This window comes from Paenarthrobacter sp. GQ52 (genome assembly GCF_059759005.1).
The window spans coordinates 283,827-301,255 of the sequence record NZ_JCAXEJ010000001.1; the positions used below are offsets into that span (position 1 = coordinate 283,827).

Here is a 17,429-nt window from a genome sequence, read left to right on the forward strand (position 1 = left end):
GCGAAGTCATTTTCCGCTTCCGCCCGCGCCCTGACATCTGAGTTCAGATTCAGGTGGAATTCTTCGATGTTCATGGGCTGGCTTCTCCGGGGCTGGGAACGGATGTTGGTTCTTGGAGTTCGGAACTGAATGTCAAAAAAGGATTCAGGGCTGGAATCTTGATGCTGTAGGAAACATCAACCAACTCCGTGGCGATTTTGGAGGAGCGGATCGAAGGGAAGTCCGGGGAAACGGCAAAGCCCCGGTAACCCATTGGAAGGTAGTGATGTTCGGCGTAGTAGGGGTTGCTCTTGTCTACGCGGAGCTTATGTTCGAGCTTGAAGGCCAAGCTTTCAAGACTGGATAGGTCGCCGGCGTGCAGCTCTTCCACGTAGATGATGAGATCATGCAGCGTCCATGAACCGTCCACCTTCACAGGGGTTTCAGTGAGGGTGACTAGAACGAGGTCCATGGATGGTGCGTCCAGCTGCTCTGCTGAGGAAATTCGTACTGCTGCGGAGTCCGTATGAACGGATTTGACCTCGTAGAAGTGATCGCTGAACTTATAGTCTTGGTCGCTTCCCAACGGGCCCTGCCATGCCGTCTGGATCTGTTCTAAAGGCGCGGGGAAATGGCCAGAGACGAACCCGAACCACATTTCTGCCATCAATCCGCGAACCTGGGACTCAGAAAGGGTGTCCGAGTCGTGGAAGGTCATCAGCTTTTTCCACTCCCCGAGGGCAGCGGCAAACAGTGAAAGTCCCTCGGCTTCAGAGGAAGCATCTTTGCTGCGTTCGGCAAGGTCCCAACACAGACTCATGAATGTCTTTTTGAAGCGCAAGTCGGTCAGGGCGAACGTCATGGCCCACTCTCCGTCGTGTCGCAGACCCAGATCCACCCGGACGGCTGCCGAGACATCAGGTTTCCGTGGCCTGATGCTGGAGCGGACAAAGAATATGGGTTCCCCATTGTCTCCGTCGCCGAAATGGATTTTCAGGGGATGCCCGAGGGCCAGAAGCCGCTGCCGGCCTTCCTTACGCCGGAGGAGTTCCTCCCAAGAGGCCACGACGTCTTCTGGAACTTGGTTATTCATCGCCCCCACCATCAACATCCTCCGGGCCCATCATCTTGCGGAGCATCGATTTGGTGATCATGTACTCGATATCTTCGGTTCCATCCGAAGGGTCAGAGGACCCGTGCGGGAACGCCAGTTTGATGGCAATGACAGGGTCTTTGGGTTTTCGGTGCCCTGCGCCGTTGTCCTCTATCTTTTCGGGGTCCATTGCGTAGACGAAGAGGGCAGGGCGGTCTAATATCCGGATGTATTCCGACTCGGGAGGGTTGGAGGACGTATTGGTCTCCGCATACTTCTTCTCCATCGTCGAGACAGCTTGGGCGTCGATTACCAAACGAAAATCGCTGCTGCTGCCAAGCCGGCGGCCACTTCCGGCCACGGCATAGGAGTCGTCCGTCAGGGCAACCGCCCGCTGGTTCAAAGTAATCGTCCTGCCCCCGATTTCCTTGGTGGGCGCTTTCGCCGTTCCTGCCATAAAGACCACGTCCCAGTTGTCATAGTGCGACCCTGAACGCACGTGCCGTTCCAGAGCCGTCGAGAACTGGAAGTCCTTGAGATGGGCTGTGAACCCGCCGAGGAAGTCTGCGACGTGCCGGCGGTCGACCTGCGTCCAGCGGTGGCTGAGGGTCTTTTCCCGTGGGACGTACGTTGCTGCGGTGTCCTCTTCAATGGCCAGGACCAGTTTTTCCGCGGCTGCATAGTTGCTCTTGATGTGAGATGGTCGGGCAGACAGTTTGGTGGTTTCTGGTGACCTCCCCGAGAAGGACACGCGCACTTTCCACTCCGTTGCTGTTTTCATCTTGTTTCGGGCGGTGATCAGCATTGCGCCGGGGTGTTTGCGGACCGCGACACCGAAATCTGCCGGTGTATAGCCGTCGTTGTGCATGCTGATCAGGTCAGCCCTGAGCTCTTTCACGGACCGGTCGATGTAGGCGAAGTTGGCGGCCTGCTCAGCGGTAATCCACACCCGGCAGAGATCCTCATAACCCTCCCTGTAGCCAAACCAGCGTGCCATTTGAAGGAGGGTGTCCGTCGCCGTCGCATGGCGGAAGAAGTAGCTGACCATAAGGCCATCGAGGGTCAGACCGCGGCTGAGGACATCACCACCCACTACAATCTGTCGTGCCTGCTGTTTTTGACTCAGCGGTTCCGCTGTTTGCTTCTTGTTCAGCGAGGAGTTGATTACCACGGGTGTGATGTCAGCGACGGCTGAAGGCAGCTCCGTAAGCACTTCTTCCCAGCTAACCCCGGCCTGTGCATACTGCTTGGTGTAGGTCTCCTTGAGCTGATCCATCACTTGGTTGGCTTGGCCGGCCGCATAGGTTTTCGTGTGGAGGCCGATGGTGTTCTGCAGGTGAGTTAGTTCGCTGGTGACAAGCGTCAGTACCTGGTCCTGGACGTTGATGAACCGTGAAACATTGACCAGCATGGACCTTAGCTCGTCTTTATCTCCCCGGACGTCCCGGATGGCGTTGGCGACCAGATAAGTCCTGATCGCCTCGCGGAGGCTTTCGGGGATTCCGGAAACTACGAGTGAGGACTTGTGCTTGGGAGGGAAGAACGCGTCGGCGTCGGTCAAGTCCACGACAGGGTCCGTTGTATCGCCGTCTTCGGAGTTGAAGACCTTGTCCGCCCCTACATAGTTCGAGGGTGCTTGGAGAGCGTAGATGTAGTCTTTCGGGAACAGATCGTCTTCAACGTCGCTGTCGATGAAGATGTTAGCAAAAGGCGTTGCAGAGAACCCGATGTAGGAGCTGCGCTCGAACTTTGTGAGCAGTTCCCGAATGAGGGCGTTGATTACCGTGGGGTCATCATCTTCCTTGCTCGTGTCGACGGAGGCATAGTCCGATTCGTCATCCAGCAAGATCATTGGCAGTTCGAGTTTCCCGTTAGAACCGGTCTGTTCCTGAAATTCATTAACCAAGCTCTGGAGTATGTGTTTGTTCTTTTTAACGACAAACACGAAGGTCTGATCCGGCATTTTGCCGACATGGATCAGGGTCGTCTGCTGGGTGGCGGAGTTGAAATCTGACCAAACACTCGTCCTCGCTGCGACCCGGCCGACGAGCTCCCTGTTATTGACTCCGATGCCTACATAGCGTTCCGGGGATGCGTCCGTGCCGAGCTTGGAGCCTGGCATGGGTTTTGACATTCCGACGACGCCTTCGTCGACGCGTTTTTGAGTCTGCTGGCGAAGGTATCCTGTGTGTCCGCCCAGAACGACGATCAGCCTGTACCCGGCGTCGATCGCTTTGTTGAACAGTCCTAAGTAGGTTCCGGTCTTGCCGGACTGGACATCTCCCAGTACCAAGCCCACCCGGTTCCACGCCCCCGAACGGCGTGGGTCACCCACGAGGTCAAGAATGTCATCGGTCAGCACGCCCATGTCTTTTACTACACGCGGGGAGATGCCCTTTTCGTTCACCAGCCAGTCTTGGTAGGCGGTCCACCGTTGCCAGTCAATCTGGCCGCGTTGTTGCTTCACCCACGGCTCATAGTTCTCGGCGGTGAGGACCGTCCCGCGGTCCATAGAGACACCCATGGCCGCTTGGATTCGCTGGGCAATGCCGGCCAAATCGTTGGGGTCCAAATGCTGTCCGAACATCCCGGCCAGCAAGGTCAAATTGTTGTTCACTACGTCTTCTGTTACGGACTCTCCCACGAGCTGCGATTTCAGCATTCGTTCGAGCTGAGCCGACTCTTGAGCACGGATTTCTTCAAGAGTCGTCATGGCGTAACTCCCAGTCCAGTAACTTCGGTCAGTAGGGCATGCGTGTCCCGGCACCGGGAAAACTGTTCGGCCGCCTTGAACCCGTTGATGAAGTCCTCAGCGGATCCCCCGCCGGCGGACCACTGTCGCCAGTAGTCGATGGCAAGATTCTTCAGAGCAGTCTCCGTCGTTTCGGGCGACTTCTGAGGCTGGTCCCCGCTCAGCTTCACGTAAGCATCCGTGACAGGGAAGGAGGACTCGATGGCCTTCAAAGCCGTGTCGAAGGCAAGTAACTGTTCGGCGTTGAGCTGATCGATAAGGTTCTCCACGAGAGGATGCTCCCGGTTTATCTGGTAGTAGAACCCCTCCCTGCTGCTCAAACCCAACCACGTGCGCATCACACCGCGCCCGGAATCGTCAGCGACACCCTTATGGCGAAACGCCCTCTCGCTGGGCTGGATGATGCGATCGATCACTAGCTTCAAAGCCTGTCGAATTGCGGGCGGCGGACTGGCTGCGGACTTCTTGATATCCAAGGCCCTAGGTGGTCAAGGGTGTTGGGAATGTCCACCTGAACCCGGGCGAGTTTCCCCAGTTCACCTCGCGGAATCAACCGGAACCATGTTCCCCAGATCACCAGACGCTTGGCGCGGTAGATATAGAAGCCTTGGTTGTCTCTCAGCGGACCATTGAGCTGAGCTTGGCTCCGTTCTTTGGCAGACATCTTGTTAATGAACGGCAGGGTGTAGGGCCGGAAGGTGATTTCCCCGCCCTCGACACGGATCCGTTCCCGGTGCCCTGACTGAGTAGCCCTGTTGCGGCTGAGAAATGGGTCCGCTGGCTCGATTTTGTCCAAGTTCAGTCGGATGCTGATTTTCTGCCCATCTTCACCCTCCAAGAACCGGTGATAGACAAGGGCCAGATGTTCCTTAGCGGCGGCCATTCTAGCCGTAAAATCTTCGGTGAACCTCTGAGGGTCAGGGTCTGAAATGTCAATGTTTTCCCACAAGACAACGGTCCCCGACACTTTGTCGTCGAGGTAACGGGCGTGTGGCAGCTTGAGGAGGTCTTCATCGGAAAGGACTAACAGTTGCCACTGGCCTGATTCTGCGAGTCGGTCAAGATTCCACTGGACTCCCACCAAGCTTCCATTCCGCTTACTCATCAGAGTCAGAACTCGGCAATGTGAAAGAGAAGCAGTTTTCAGGCCCAGACCGAACCGTCCGAGATCAGAGGACGCTCTGGTGGACGTGGAGTTCCGGCCAGCAAGTTTCATCGCATTGCGCACCCCGTCGGCATCCATGCCGACTCCGTTGTCACTGATCGATACGTAAGTGTTGCCCGCCTCTGCGCTGAAGTTGATGTCGATTGTTGTTGCTTCTGCTGTTATCGAGTTATCAACGACATCCGCGATGGCCGTCTTCAGCGAGTAACCAACCGCCCTCATCGATTCCATGAGCTGCGGCCCCGGCGGCACTACTTCAAAATCCATTGTTTCCCCGATCCCTTAATACCTCGCAAACTTACATTAGCGCTGCGACATTAAGCGACAGGACGACAGAAACGGGCGTTGTTCGAGGGGCGGGGCTAGTGGCAGCCGGTAATGCCTGTTCACAGGTGTAAGCAATTCGGGACTATTGGACTTGGTTCGGTGTCAACATGCAGTACATACACGGCTTTTGATGATGCCAGGGCGTATCACAACGGGTCGGTGAGAGTCACTGGCTCGACGCAATTGGGGAAGGGTGTCCCGTCGAGGTTCGACGGTCGCGTTCTTTGGCCATTGCGATGAAATCGTCTACGTTCATTAGCCATCGTTGTTGCTCGGGCTTGTATGGTCCGTGCAAGGGTTGGGGGATGACGAGCTGAATTCTGTGATCCTTCATCTCGTCCGTTTGTGCCGGACTGATAGGGCTTTCCAGTGTCAGGAGGTGCTTGTGGTCTATTCGTTTTGCTTCACTAAGCACTTGTCGCCATCTGTCCTTGCACGTGGTCTTAACGCCGAGCATGGTGAGATCCGGTGAAGGAAAACTGGTGTCCCGGTATTGGTCAATGCTTGGGAAGACGAAGTCCGGCCGGGCCCTGTTCTCTGTGACGGGATTGAAAGTGTTGCGGACGTTCAACATCTTAAAGAGTGCGATGAGGTGGTTTTCCAGACCCTTGCCAGCTCTGCTTTTGCGTCTGTTGTGTAGGGAAAGTGATACCTCTATGAAGCTGTCGACATCCACGTGTCCGTCTGCATAGAGCGCATCGAGGGTGTCAGCCGCTAAGTGTCGTTCCAAAGTTCTGAAGAGCATTTCTTCCTGTTCGATCCAAGCCATGAGTACACCGTCCGGGTTATGGGCAGGGTGGAGATCGGGCAGGGTAGAACGGGCGAAGGCGCCGAATTCCGCCGACGTAGGGAACCGGGGCCCGAACTTTTGCAGAATCCTGTCGAGCCAGTCCTCGTTGCCTGGCTCGACGGCAATACCGAGCATGTCCAGCAAATACATTGCGGGCAGGCTAAGGCTGTCGTGGCCGGTCTCGAGGCCGCTCCGGACTGAGAAGCCTCGGTGTTGCAAGACGTCCGTGCCGAAGAGCCAGTCGAGCTGAGCGGCGACGCTTGAGTTCGCCGGTGCCACGATGAACAGGACGCCACCGGTCTTCTGTTTTGCGATGAAGACGATGTCGCCAGGCTGGGCCATCTTCATCGCATTGATGGATGCCGGATAGTAGAGACGGTATTCAGACCGGTTCGGAATGTTGATGCGGGCGTCGTAAAACGTCAAAATCCCGTCCTCAGTAACAGGTTCATCCGAGTCGTCGGAAACCTGAAGAAACCGGGTGGGAACGAAAAGTTTCTCGGTTGGGCGGCCGAATAATGCTTGGAGTGCTCGCACTCCGTCGAGCTCGTGCTGATTCGAGCTGCGGCCGACAGTTTCGACTGCGCTCAGAATCTTGGCCGCAACGCCGTCAAAGTGGTCTGCCAAGTCTCCGAAGTCCATAAGTCCCCCATGCCGCCGTGAGCTGGTGTGTTCGAGCATTGACAGTATCGTGGCGCCTGCCTAGAGCGGGCGCCACGACACGTCCGGAAGCCGCCGGATCAGGCAGAAATCGGCTCGGCGGCGGCCTCCTTGTCCGTAATTTTCAAGATGTGAGGCGTCATGATCCGGGCGATTTCGGACATCACCGGGGTGACGACACTGTTTCCGAACTGCTTGTAGGCCTGCGTGTCGCTGACAGGGATCCGGAAGGTGTCCTCGTAGCCCATCAGTCGGGCACATTCCCGCGGCGTGAGCCTGCGAGGCCGAAGCCCGTCCTGTGCCACAAGGATCTCGGAACCGTCCTTGTAGTACCTGGCAGACAGTGTCCGACTCGTCCCCGTGGGGTGAACTAGACCGAAGCCAAAGCCGTTACCCGCGGCCTTGTGCTTGGCGGCGTACGCCTGAAGATAGGCCCACAGTTTGGGGGTCAGAGTGAACTTGGGCTGCACTTCTGCATTGTCATGATCAAAGAAGCGGTCCCCATCCCACTCTAGGAACGGTTCAGTGCCGTCGGTCCTGTGCAGGATGGTGTCCAGTTTCGGGCCAACGGGCGGGATCTCCAGATCCTCCCAAGTGAAGTCAGTTTGCTCCCGGAATCCGACGATGATGATTCGCTCGCGGTGCTGTGGGGTGAATTTTATGGCGTCGATGACCTTCGTGTGGACTTCGTAGCCGAGCTCTTCTTGCAAGGTTTCCATAATCACTGCAAAGGTCCGGCCCTTGTCGTGCGAGCGGAGGTTCTTGACGTTCTCGAGCATGAAGCCGGCCGGGCGCTTTTCGTTGATGATCCGGGCCACGTCGAAGAATAAGGTGCCTTGGGTGGCGTCTTCAAAACCGTGCAGCCGGCCGAGGGAGTTTTTCTTGCTTACGCCGGCGATGGAAAACGGTTGGCAGGGGAAGCCGCCCAACAGGATGTCATGGTCAGGGACATCGCTGGCCGGGAACGGCTGGATGTCGCCGACGAAGGTGTGCGACTCTCCTTGGTCATCGGGGAAGTTGGTTAGGTACGTCTTTTCGGCATACTTGTTCCACTCGCTCGTGAACACGCAGCGGCCACCGTGGGCTTCAAAGCCTTTGCGAATGCCTCCGATTCCGGCAAAGAGGTCGATGAATGTGAAATCATCCGAGCCAACATCCGGGCGGATGCCAAGGAGTTCTTTTAATGCTGGGGCAAGCATCGTCGGACATGCTGTTTCTCCGCTTTCCCACCGCGCCACGGTGCGGTCTGAGACGTTGAGTTGCTCCGCGAGCTGTCGTTGTGTGTATCGTGCGCGGGCTTGATTGAGAAGCGCGGTTACCTTGTCCATTACGTCCTATCTGGGTTGTTCACCCGACATTCTGTCGTATTTTTGACCCGGATTCCGAATGACGCGCCGGTCCCCGGAGCAGTTTTGCTTGCTCTGAGGCCAGCAGGCCACGACAAAGCTCGTTCGTCGGAGGTTCCGATTTGCGGATGCGATTCCTACGCTGCCCTCAGGCTCTGACATTTTTGATGGGTTGTCGTTCACGTCGGGCTCGCATGGGCGCGTGCGTGGTCTATCCGGCCCTTCCTGACTCGCGGATTCCGCAAGCCTGCCCCGCAGTTGGAGCTTGAGCAAGGTTAGAGGCCGATAGTTCGGAAGACATCCTCTACGAGGACACTGCCCAGGTCACAGAATTTTCGACAGCCGCGTGCACTCTTCCCACAGCCGCTTCCGCGCGGCTGGATCAGAGCCCATACCCGGCGTCGGAAGTTCCTTGCGCTTCGCCCAGAGCTTGCCCGATACAGCCGCAGTTTCTGGCGAGGTGGCCAACCAGACGGCCGTGTCAGCTGCTTTCTCTGCGGGCCTGCCGAAGGTGTTCGTTATCCAACGGAACGGTCCGCCAACATCTTGCAGGAGACCGGTGTTCTTGACGAGGCCCGGGTGCACCGCGTTGACCACCACGTTTGATCCGCGAAGGCGCTCCGCGAACTCCTGAGTCAACAAAACCCTGCCCAGCATCGTCGGCGGGGTTGATCGCAGGTAACTGTAGGTGCCTTTCGCAGTTTGAAGGTCGTCGAAATCGATCTTGGTGACCGACGGGCCGCCCGAATACTTTGAGGCGATGTTTACGACCCGCGATGGCTGCCCCTGATCCCTGCTCGCGCCACGTTTGAGCGCATCCAGGAGCAGATTCGTGAGAAGGAAGTAGCCCATCACGTTGGTAGCGAATGTGACCTCGAGGCCATCCTCTGACACGTGGCGTTCCTTGCGGAAGACGCCGGCCGCGTTAACGAGTACGTGAACTTCATCGTGAAGGGAAAGGAACTCTTCAGCCGCCAAACGGATTGACGCCTGGCTTGAGAGATCGCAGGTAAGCGGCTCGAGGATTGCGTCCGGGACTGCGGCCCGAATGTCGCGCATAGCCTCTTCTGCCCGTGCTTCTGTCCGTCCAACCACGACGACGGTGGCACCTTCGCGGGCTAGTGCCGTGGCGATGGCCTTGGCAAGACCACCCGTTGCGCCGGTTACGAGCGCTGTTCGTCCTTTCATCGAGGCCATGGCTTGATCTCAGCACGAAAGGGCGGGTTTTGCGAGGGTCCTGCGATGCTTGCTGAGCGGACAGTGGTTACTTCTTGGGCGGACGCGACTTTGGCGCTTTCGGCGGGAACGAGGCCACATTGTCAAAGGCCTTGGCCACCCAGGGCTCGGCCTTCTCAGCGTCATCGTTCCAAGCTGCGGGAAGACCTGTGTATCCGCCCATGGGACGTTCTTCAGGGCCGAACGGTTGAGTTTGGTGGTTAGCTTCTAGCTCAGCTTTGTCAGCCTCGGAAAGGCGGACGCCGATGGTGGGGCCGAAGAGTCCAGCAAACATGTTGCCATTCACGAAAGCGCCAAGATTTCCGAACATTGGCTTGACGATGACATCCGGATGATCGGGCAGCACCGAACGGAAACGTTCCTTATCGGCGTCAGAGGGCTTGGGCATCTGCATGTGGTTGTCCTCCTGCCTTTGTCACGGCGTTCATGTCCGGACCCAAGGCTCCGGTCAGCGCGCCCTATGCAGGCTCCGGGGAAAGAGCGCTGGCAGGAAGGAAACCCCGGATAGCTGCCATGGGTGAACTTTACTCTGGCGTGCGCCGATGATCTATAAGGCGAGGGACCCCGGAGAGAACCTCTAGTTCGTAACAAGCATCAGGCACGTCGATAGAAGCTTGCAGGGCGTCGAAGACGGCGGGCGCCATAACGGTGACGTCATTACTGGCCGCGTCCCAGCTGGTTTCAGGATCTGCCACGAGTCCACCTCCGCCGCAACGCTACACGGGACCTCAGCGTCCGCGGCTGAGCCGCGCCAGTGCCCATTCCCAGCCAATCAATTCCTGCTCCAGCCGAACATTTTCACCATAGCTGCCTGCCTGCAATCCCTCGTAGACGCGAGCCTCCTCAGAGGTGAGTCGTCCCAACACAGCCTTTGAAGTGGAGGCTTCCACGCCCCAGGCATCTCGGTGTGCCAGCAGTGTTTCCTCGTCCATCAGGACGCTCGACACGTGCAGATGGACTGAGCGCAGTTGATCCAGGATTCGGAAGCCGTGCGTATCCAGATCACCCCAGTAAAGGACCTCACAATCCTGACGCCATGCCGCATCCCGGAGAGAGGTGAAGCCGTATCCGGCGCCGAAGATCGCCAGGGTGTCCGGACGATCCGGGAGGGCTAGGAAGTTCACGAGGTTCTCGGTGATGATCACTGTGCTCACCGGAAGTCTGAGGGACTCAAACGCCGAAGCAGTCATCGTGATGTCGCGGGCGTCACCCAGCAATGGGATTGCCGCATCCAACGCACGGAAGCGGACCTGCTCCGGCTGGTGAAGGAAACCGTGTCGCTCCGCAAACCGCGCGGCGGGTGTTCGGGCAATCGGTCGCCCCAGCAAGGACTCATCGACAGCCGAAGAATCGGCAACCTTTAGCAGCTCGTCGTCAGGCGCCCCGCCAAGGAATTGATCAGAACCTTCCAATGGCTCCAACACCGCCGCCATCTCATCAATTGTCCGGCGGTGCATCTCGATGAACTTGGTGTGAACCCCAGGCAGGCTCAGCTGTCGCACATAGATAGTAGGGGAGTGATGATCGCGTAGCCACAGCGCCACTCGTGCAGCAGTCAATGCTGCGTCGCCCAGCGCCAACAGCGCAAGTGGTCGCTTCAAAGCCCACCCCGTAAGAGCGGGGTCAAGTGCTACAAGCGAAGAAGCAAGAGAACGGAAACGCTCCAACTCTCGCGACTTACCAACAAACGCAACCTCGTCCTCCACCGAAGCAAACATGGCCACAGCGGGAAGCTGGTTGGATCCGATAGTGGTGCGGCCGACGTCGACCGTTTCCAGGCTGTACCGCCCAGCCGCGGCGAACAGCTCGGCAGCCCATTCGCGGGCGGCAGCGTAGTGGTCCCGCAGTTCCGTGGCGGATGGTCGCTTCAACACCCGACGCCGCGGATACAAGTCAGTCGGTTCCAGAGCCTCGCGCAGCAGTTGTCCACGGTCCCAGGCAGTTGCAGACAACGATCGCAGCCCTGCCAACGTCGTCCAACGACGGGACGGCGCAGACTTAGCCGGCACGTTTCTCCCGTTCCTCGCGATACTCGGTGATGGTCATGTTGCGCAGCTGGGAGTCGTTGCCGTTGGTGTTGGCGACGAAGCCCACGTGTGCCACAAAGGGCTCGATGACGTTGATCTTCTGAAGTGGTGTGACGATCAGCAGCTGCAGTTTCATCCGCTGGAAGAGCTCCATCCCGTAGCGGGCGGACTCGTCCGAGCCACGACCAAACGCTTCGTCGATCACCACAAACCGGAAGCTCCTCCCCTTGGCAGGACCGACTGCGCTGGAGCGTGAGGCGCCTCTAACCGAAGCCAATCCAAACTGGAACGCCAAGGCAGCGGCAAGGATCGTGTAAGCGAGCTTCTCTTTCTGTCCGCCGGACTTGCCGCCGGAATCCGTGAAGTGCTCAAACTCCTCGCCGGTCTCTGTCCACTTCTCCGATGCCGAGAACGTAAACCAGTTCCGCACGTCCGTCACCTTTGACGTCCAGCGCTCGTCCAAGGTGGTAAACCCCTCACGGCCACGGAAACGCTCAATCAGCCGCTCCACCTGCAGGTACTTCTGCTCCGAATACTGATCATCATCGCCAATGGTGCCCTCGGAGCAGGCCCTGAGGTCGATCCCAAACTGCCGCACATCCAAGTCCGTCGAGTTCTGATGCTCCAGTTGGATGTGCCTGCCCGGGTTGTACTCGATCTCCGCCAGGGACAGGTTGATCTCACTGATCCGGTTCACGATGTCCTGTCGGCGGCTGTCCAGGAACGCGTTGAAGGCCACCACTTCATGGATGGTGTTCTGCGTCAGTGAGTCCTTGAAACGCGCCTCGAACCTGGGCAGGTCATCGCGCTCCAGCTGTTCGAGGAGCCGGTTAAACTCGTCTGCAGCCTCCAGCGTCGCGTCGATGTCCGTGGTCTCGTTCGGGTACTTGTTGCGGAAGTCCGCCATGAGCCGCACCGTGGAAGCTGCAGCCGTCGCGATCTTTTTGGTCAGCGCATCAATCGTTCCGGTCAACCCGGAACGGACCGAACTTTCCGTAGAAACTGTATTCCGGTAGGTAAGGGACTTTTCACCGAGCGCCTTGGCGGTGAGCCGCGCTACGGCAGCCAGCACGTCGCCGTCGTCCGTTAGCGGTTGTTCCTGCAAGGTCAGGCGACATTCCTCGATCACCGCTGCGATGTCCCGGGAGTCCTTCTCGTTAGCCCCGAGCCTCTGCTGAACCTTGTCAGAGCGTTCCTGAAGCTTCTCGATCCTGGCAGAGACCTCAGACTCCTTGATCGTCAGCTGCTGCAGTACGCTGCTCGCCTGCTGGAGCTGCAGTTTCTCATCCTTGAGCTCCTGGACCCGGCGAGCGGTCACTTGCCAGCTGATCTCCGAAAACTCGGTTACGGACCCAACGTTGCCCAGCAAGCGGTTCAGCCGGGCGGCGTCACCCAAGGACGTGTCCACCTTCGCCAGCTGCGCCCCGATACTGCGATGTTTGCCGTCAACATCGTCCCGCTCAGCCCGAATCCGCACGATCTTTTCGTGATTGTCCCAGCCCAGGACAAACGTCCGCCGGTCCGTCAGGCCAGTGCGGTCGTCCTTCTCATGCCTTCCCCGCGAGCCTTTCAACTGACCATTGACTGTCAGAGCCTTGGGATGCCTGCGGAAGTCCTCCATAGTGTCGCAGCAGACGTAATCGAACCTGGTGCTGAGTTCATCCAGCAGAAAGTCGCGGAACGGCGTGCCCTGCTTGATTGCAATCTTTGCGCCGAGCGTCCCGGGTGCGGGAGGCCGTTGCGGGTACGAGTCACCGATCCGCCGGTACACCAGCTTGCCCTTGAGATCATTCGCGTCCACCCATGAGCTCACCACCGCGTAGTGGTCAGCGGATACCAGCAGCTGAAGTGCAAAGCTCCTCAGCGTACGTTCCGCCGCGCCTTCCCACTCGGCCTCGCCGTCGCGGACGCGCGACAGTTCGGCTGCGTAGGGGAGCGCGGACTCCGCAATGCCAGTGCCCACACAAATACGACGCCGGAGCTCAAGCTGCGGACGAGCCAACAGAGTCTGCCGGGAGCCGAGGCTGGCCAGTTCGGCGTCGAGGTCCTCCCTGCGCGCGGCCAGCTCCCTGAGCTCGGAATGCAAAGCCGTTCGCCTGTCCTGCAACTCCTCACCCTGGGCGGCGAGGTCCTGCTCAACCTGGCTCAAACGTTGCCGGTTAGCATCGAACAGCACCCGGTCTTCGGGAGTGTCCAATCCAAGTTCGACGGCGGCACTTGTGTATTGCTCGAAGCGATTGCGCTGCGCTTGGGACGCCGTTTCAAGCTGCGCCACTTCAGCGTCGATGGCAGCAAGCCTGCCGCCACCGCTGGTCCGAATGTCCTCTTGCACGATCGCAAGTTCGTGCCGTAGCCGGGCAATGTCCGAGGTCAGCTGGGTGCTGTCTTCGCGGAGCTTCTGTCCCGTCCGCTCCAGCTCAGCCTGATGTTCCAAACTCAGTGTCAACTGCTGATCGGTGAACCACGGATGCAGCTGATCCCGTTGCTTGCGTGCCTGGTTTTCGTCTGCGCTGAGCTTCTGGTGCGTGTCGGCACCTTCCCGGATCGGCTTCAGCAGGTCGATCTGGTCCTTGGCCCGGACCACGGCTTCGTGTGCTTTCTTGAGATCGTCAAAGTGGCCGATCAGCTTGCTGATCCTTGCTTCGACGTCATCATCTTCCAGCATGTTGGTTCGGACGAAGTGGGTGATGTTCTCCACTTGCTTCATGGAGACCGTTCGGTGGAACAGTTCCATGGCCTGATTGCCGCTGATGCCAAAGTGTCGTTTGAATGCGGCCGCATACGGATCGAAGGTGTCGTGAACGGTGACGCCTTCAGCACGTAGCTTCTTCTTCAGCTTGGCGGGATCCTGGCCGAAGTTGGAGAAGTCCTGAGCGATCGACTGCTCCTTCTCAGCCAAAGAGTAGAACCGTGTCGGCTGTCCCGCTTCCTGCATTGTCCACAAGGTGATGGCCAGTGTGACCGTCTTGTTGAGCACCGCGTTGTGAAAAACGCCGAGGACCACTGACAACGTGCCCGGTGCCCGCAGCGCTACGGGCTTGGAGTACTCGCCGCCGGTGCTCCTGGTGCTTTTATGGAAGCCCCTTACATAGGACATCAGCGTGCGTTCCCGCTTTTGCGCGCCGGCGGCCTTGTTGTACTCGATGCGGTTAGCCGGCAGAAGGAGCGTCGTGATTGCGTCCACCACAGTTGACTTCCCTGAACCGATATCGCCGGTCAGCAGGCTGTTGGCGCCATCCAAACGGAAGGTCCGCACCCCGCCGTGGAACGTGCCCCAGTTCAGCAATTCCAAACGCTGCAGTCTGAACCCGGGCGGCAGGCCGCCGTCGTGCGCCTTTCCCACTGTTTCATCGATGCTGAACAGCGTGTCCTGAGCGTCAGTGGTCATGGTCACTTGCTTCCGGTGAGAGAGTCACGATAGTCAGCCAACCGCGCGTCGAACTCTTCCAGCCACTGCGCGTCGACGTAAGCCTTCAAAATGCGCATCACTTCGTACGCTTCCGTTTCGCCCTTCAGTCTCCGCAAGAACCCGAGTTCCACGACCTTTTTGACGTTGGTCCCCAGCCGGTCCAGAATCCGAGCCTCATTGCTGGACTCGGGCAGGAAAACTGACACCATATCCTTGATTTCGGCCTCGGACATGATCAGCCGGAGCTCGCTGCTATTGGTATCGAACTCCAGCATCCGCTTCCGGAGGAGGGCGAGCAGCAGGCTGACATCGAAGGTGAGTTGCCTTCGGGGGATGAGCCGGGGGAGCGTGCCCTCAGGATCCTCGCGCGACTTCAGAAAGGCGTAGCCCTCCGACTCGTCAAGGATCAGGTTGAGCCCAAGCACCGCCACGTAATCCCTCACCTGGGACGTGAGCGTGATCAGCGACTGCCAGATCTTTTGATCGGTCTCCGCATACACCACGCCCTTGAAGAGCCTGGTCACGACAGCGGGCAGTTCCTCGGGGGTGCTTGCTGTTTCGGTTGTCATACCGGCCTCACGAAGATGATCTGGTCAATGGTTGCCTCTTTTAGCGTGCCATCCGGGAGTTGCCACTGGAGGTTCTGGGTTGTTTCCGCATCGACAGTGGCCCAGTCCGACTCGACCGCCAGCTGGTAATACTGCACCAGCTCCGCGAGCCCCTGGGTCAATGGATGTGCGGCGGTGATGTCTGCGAGCGTTGCCTGGTCCGCTTGTTCAAGGACATCGTCGATGTTCGACTTCAGACGTTCCCTGTCCACGTGGAATTGGCTGAACAGCGCGCTTGCATCCAAATCCTGGTCGTCCGCGGTGACTACGTCGTCCATCACCATCACACGGCTGCCGGGCTCGTAAAGCGGCCGCTCGAACGGCAGCGCTACGTCCACAGACGGCGCGTCGATCTCCATAAAAACATTCGACGGCGGGTTGTCCCGTGTGTCCAACGCGCTCGCCTCAACGCTTCGGATCAGTTGCATGATGCGTTTGTTCTCAAGGAAGACCTTGTCATCCAAAAGCCTGCGCATCTGCTGGGAGAGTTGCCGCACTGTGCTCTGTGTCTGCTCAACCGCCGGCAACCAGTCCTGGTGGAGGTTGGTGATGGTGTGGAGGTTGTCCGCTTGCGACAACGCCTCGATCTGTGTGGCTCGCTGGAGAAGGTCGTTCAGCTCGTTCCGCAGCTGGGGCGACATGAGGTAATCCCAGAAGCCCTGGAACGTGCGGCCTTGGAGGGAGCTGCCGATGTCCTGCTGATTTGCGAAGATCGTGTCCAGCAGTTCGCCTTGGGTGCCGTCCCACGTGGCGATCTGCTCGCGAACTTGGCGGTCCAGTTTCCGGAAGTTTTGTTCGACCTCCCGGAAATCGGACAGCAAGTCCTTGGCCAGCGCCGTGAGCTGCTGGAAATGATCCAGGGCCTCGGGACCGCTCATGACCTTGACGTCGCCCGCACGGATCCGCTGCATCTCCTGATCTATCTGGTCCCTTTGCTGCTGCAGTTCAGCTAGCCGCACATCCGGATCGGTTTCCGATTGCTGCACCAAGGTTTTCAGGACAGCGAAGATGCTGGTGAGCCTGGACTGCGTGGCCACGAACTCACGGCCCCTGAGGCTCTCCACCCACCTGACGACGTCCTCTGCCGCGGCTGTGAGATCGTAGTGGGGCTCGTCCTCACCGGGAACGTAGTACTTGCGCAGCCAAGCACGTTCCGGTGCTGCCCAGTCGTCAAGATACTCCGACGCGCTGCGGGGGAACTTGTCCTCGCCAAAGGTTTCCCGGACGCCGAACAAGGTGTCGTCCAAAGTATCAATCAGTTGCTGGCGGCCGACGTTGCGTTGGTTGGGGTCTGTGAAAGCTGCCATGAAGAAGTGCAGTGCCAGCGGGGCGTTCTGGGCGCGAAGGAGGGACCACCCTGCGTGGTTCTCACGCAGGGAATTTATGGCGTAGAAGTCCATGTGATCTCTCGACGGTCCGGGTCTGTACCGGCTCGGTGCCGGTCTCCTCATTCACAGGCTAAGGCAGATCACCGACACTTTTTGAGTCTTCTGATCAACATCGGATGGATAAATATTTCCCAGCACTAGCCATCTGCTCAAATCTCTGTAGACTAGTTGGTGTTGTTGTGTTTGGCATTTGGTAGTTCAGGCAGTCCCCACGATCCTTCCGGATCGTGACTTTCTGAAGTAACTGTGGAGAACACCCCACACCCGGAGACCCGAAAGTCGGGACAATCTCCACCTTCAGTAAGGACTGAAAAAATGGCTACAGGTACCGTAAAATGGTTCAACTCCGAAAAGGGCTTCGGCTTCATCTCTCCTGAAGATGGCAGCCAGGACGTTTTCGCTCACTACTCTGCGATCAACTCCTCGGGCTACCGCTCCCTCGAAGAGAACCAGAAGGTTTCCTTCGACGTCGAGCAGGGCCCCAAGGGTCCCCAGGCAGTAAACATCCAGGCTGTCTAGTCTTCGGATAACTCAAAAAGCAGGGCCGGTCACTGACCGGCCCTGCTTTTTTGTCTGCCCTCAGCAAGAAGATGTCTTCTAGTGCTTCTTTTGGTCATAGAACATATATCCACATAGTGAATTACACCCA

The 17,429-nt window shown here is 58.3% G+C and carries 13 protein-coding genes; 1 reads left to right on the plus strand and 12 read right to left on the minus strand.

Annotated elements, in window-relative coordinates:
- Positions 1-70: 70 nt before the first annotated feature.
- From AC6CH8_RS01315 to AC6CH8_RS01370, 12 genes are all read right to left on the minus strand, one after another.
- The gene (locus AC6CH8_RS01315; protein ID WP_498188389.1) at positions 71-1,072 is read right to left on the minus strand and encodes a PD-(D/E)XK motif protein; all 1,002 of its coding nucleotides are present in this window, start codon (positions 1,070-1,072) and stop codon (positions 71-73) included.
- Positions 1,065-3,785 (minus strand): Z1 domain-containing protein, encoded by a 2,721-nt coding sequence (locus tag AC6CH8_RS01320; RefSeq protein WP_498188391.1) that lies wholly within the window; start codon positions 3,783-3,785, stop codon positions 1,065-1,067. The genes AC6CH8_RS01315 and AC6CH8_RS01320 overlap by 8 nt, the downstream gene beginning before the upstream one ends.
- On the minus strand, positions 3,782-4,240 hold the full coding sequence (locus AC6CH8_RS01325; protein ID WP_498188392.1) for a hypothetical protein: 459 nt from the start codon (positions 4,238-4,240) through the stop codon (positions 3,782-3,784). Before AC6CH8_RS01325 ends, AC6CH8_RS01320 begins: the two co-directional genes overlap by 4 nt.
- A 5-nt stretch (positions 4,241-4,245) precedes the next feature.
- A complete protein-coding gene (locus AC6CH8_RS01330) occupies positions 4,246-5,256 on the minus strand; it encodes an ATP-binding protein (RefSeq protein ID WP_498188393.1) in 1,011 nt (336 codons plus the stop codon).
- Positions 5,257-5,482: 226 nt separating this feature from the next.
- Positions 5,483-6,748, minus strand: coding sequence for a type II restriction endonuclease (locus AC6CH8_RS01335; RefSeq protein WP_498188395.1), 1,266 nt, complete (start codon positions 6,746-6,748; stop codon positions 5,483-5,485).
- A 98-nt stretch (positions 6,749-6,846) separates the two neighbouring features.
- On the minus strand, positions 6,847-8,094 hold the full coding sequence (dcm, locus tag AC6CH8_RS01340) for a DNA (cytosine-5-)-methyltransferase (protein ID WP_498188396.1): 1,248 nt from the start codon (positions 8,092-8,094) through the stop codon (positions 6,847-6,849).
- A gap of 342 nt (positions 8,095-8,436) precedes the next feature.
- Positions 8,437-9,309: an SDR family NAD(P)-dependent oxidoreductase gene (locus AC6CH8_RS01345; protein ID WP_498188398.1), complete on the minus strand. Its 873-nt coding sequence runs from the start codon at positions 9,307-9,309 to the stop codon at positions 8,437-8,439.
- A gap of 67 nt (positions 9,310-9,376) precedes the next feature.
- Positions 9,377-9,742, minus strand: coding sequence for a TfoX/Sxy family protein (locus AC6CH8_RS01350; RefSeq protein WP_498188400.1), 366 nt, complete (start codon positions 9,740-9,742; stop codon positions 9,377-9,379).
- 334 nt (positions 9,743-10,076) lie between these two features.
- The gene (locus AC6CH8_RS01355) at positions 10,077-11,357 is read right to left on the minus strand and encodes a Wadjet anti-phage system protein JetD domain-containing protein (protein ID WP_498188402.1); all 1,281 of its coding nucleotides are present in this window, start codon (positions 11,355-11,357) and stop codon (positions 10,077-10,079) included.
- On the minus strand, positions 11,347-14,763 hold the full coding sequence (locus tag AC6CH8_RS01360; protein ID WP_498188403.1) for an ATP-binding protein: 3,417 nt from the start codon (positions 14,761-14,763) through the stop codon (positions 11,347-11,349). The genes AC6CH8_RS01355 and AC6CH8_RS01360 overlap by 11 nt, the downstream gene beginning before the upstream one ends.
- A 2-nt stretch (positions 14,764-14,765) precedes the next feature.
- Positions 14,766-15,353 carry a DUF4194 domain-containing protein gene (locus AC6CH8_RS01365; RefSeq protein WP_454809909.1) on the minus strand — a complete coding sequence of 196 codons (588 nt, stop codon included), beginning with the start codon at positions 15,351-15,353 and terminating at the stop codon, positions 14,766-14,768.
- Complete coding sequence (locus AC6CH8_RS01370; protein ID WP_498188405.1) at positions 15,350-16,792, minus strand: DUF3375 domain-containing protein; 1,443 nt, start codon at positions 16,790-16,792, stop codon at positions 15,350-15,352. The genes AC6CH8_RS01365 and AC6CH8_RS01370 overlap by 4 nt, the downstream gene beginning before the upstream one ends.
- Positions 16,793-17,095: 303 nt before the next feature.
- On the opposite strand from AC6CH8_RS01370, the gene cspE reads away from it, so the two are divergent.
- A complete protein-coding gene (gene cspE, locus AC6CH8_RS01375) occupies positions 17,096-17,299 on the plus strand; it encodes a transcription antiterminator/RNA stability regulator CspE (RefSeq protein ID WP_024819996.1) in 204 nt (67 codons plus the stop codon).
- Positions 17,300-17,429: the final 130 nt, after the last annotated feature.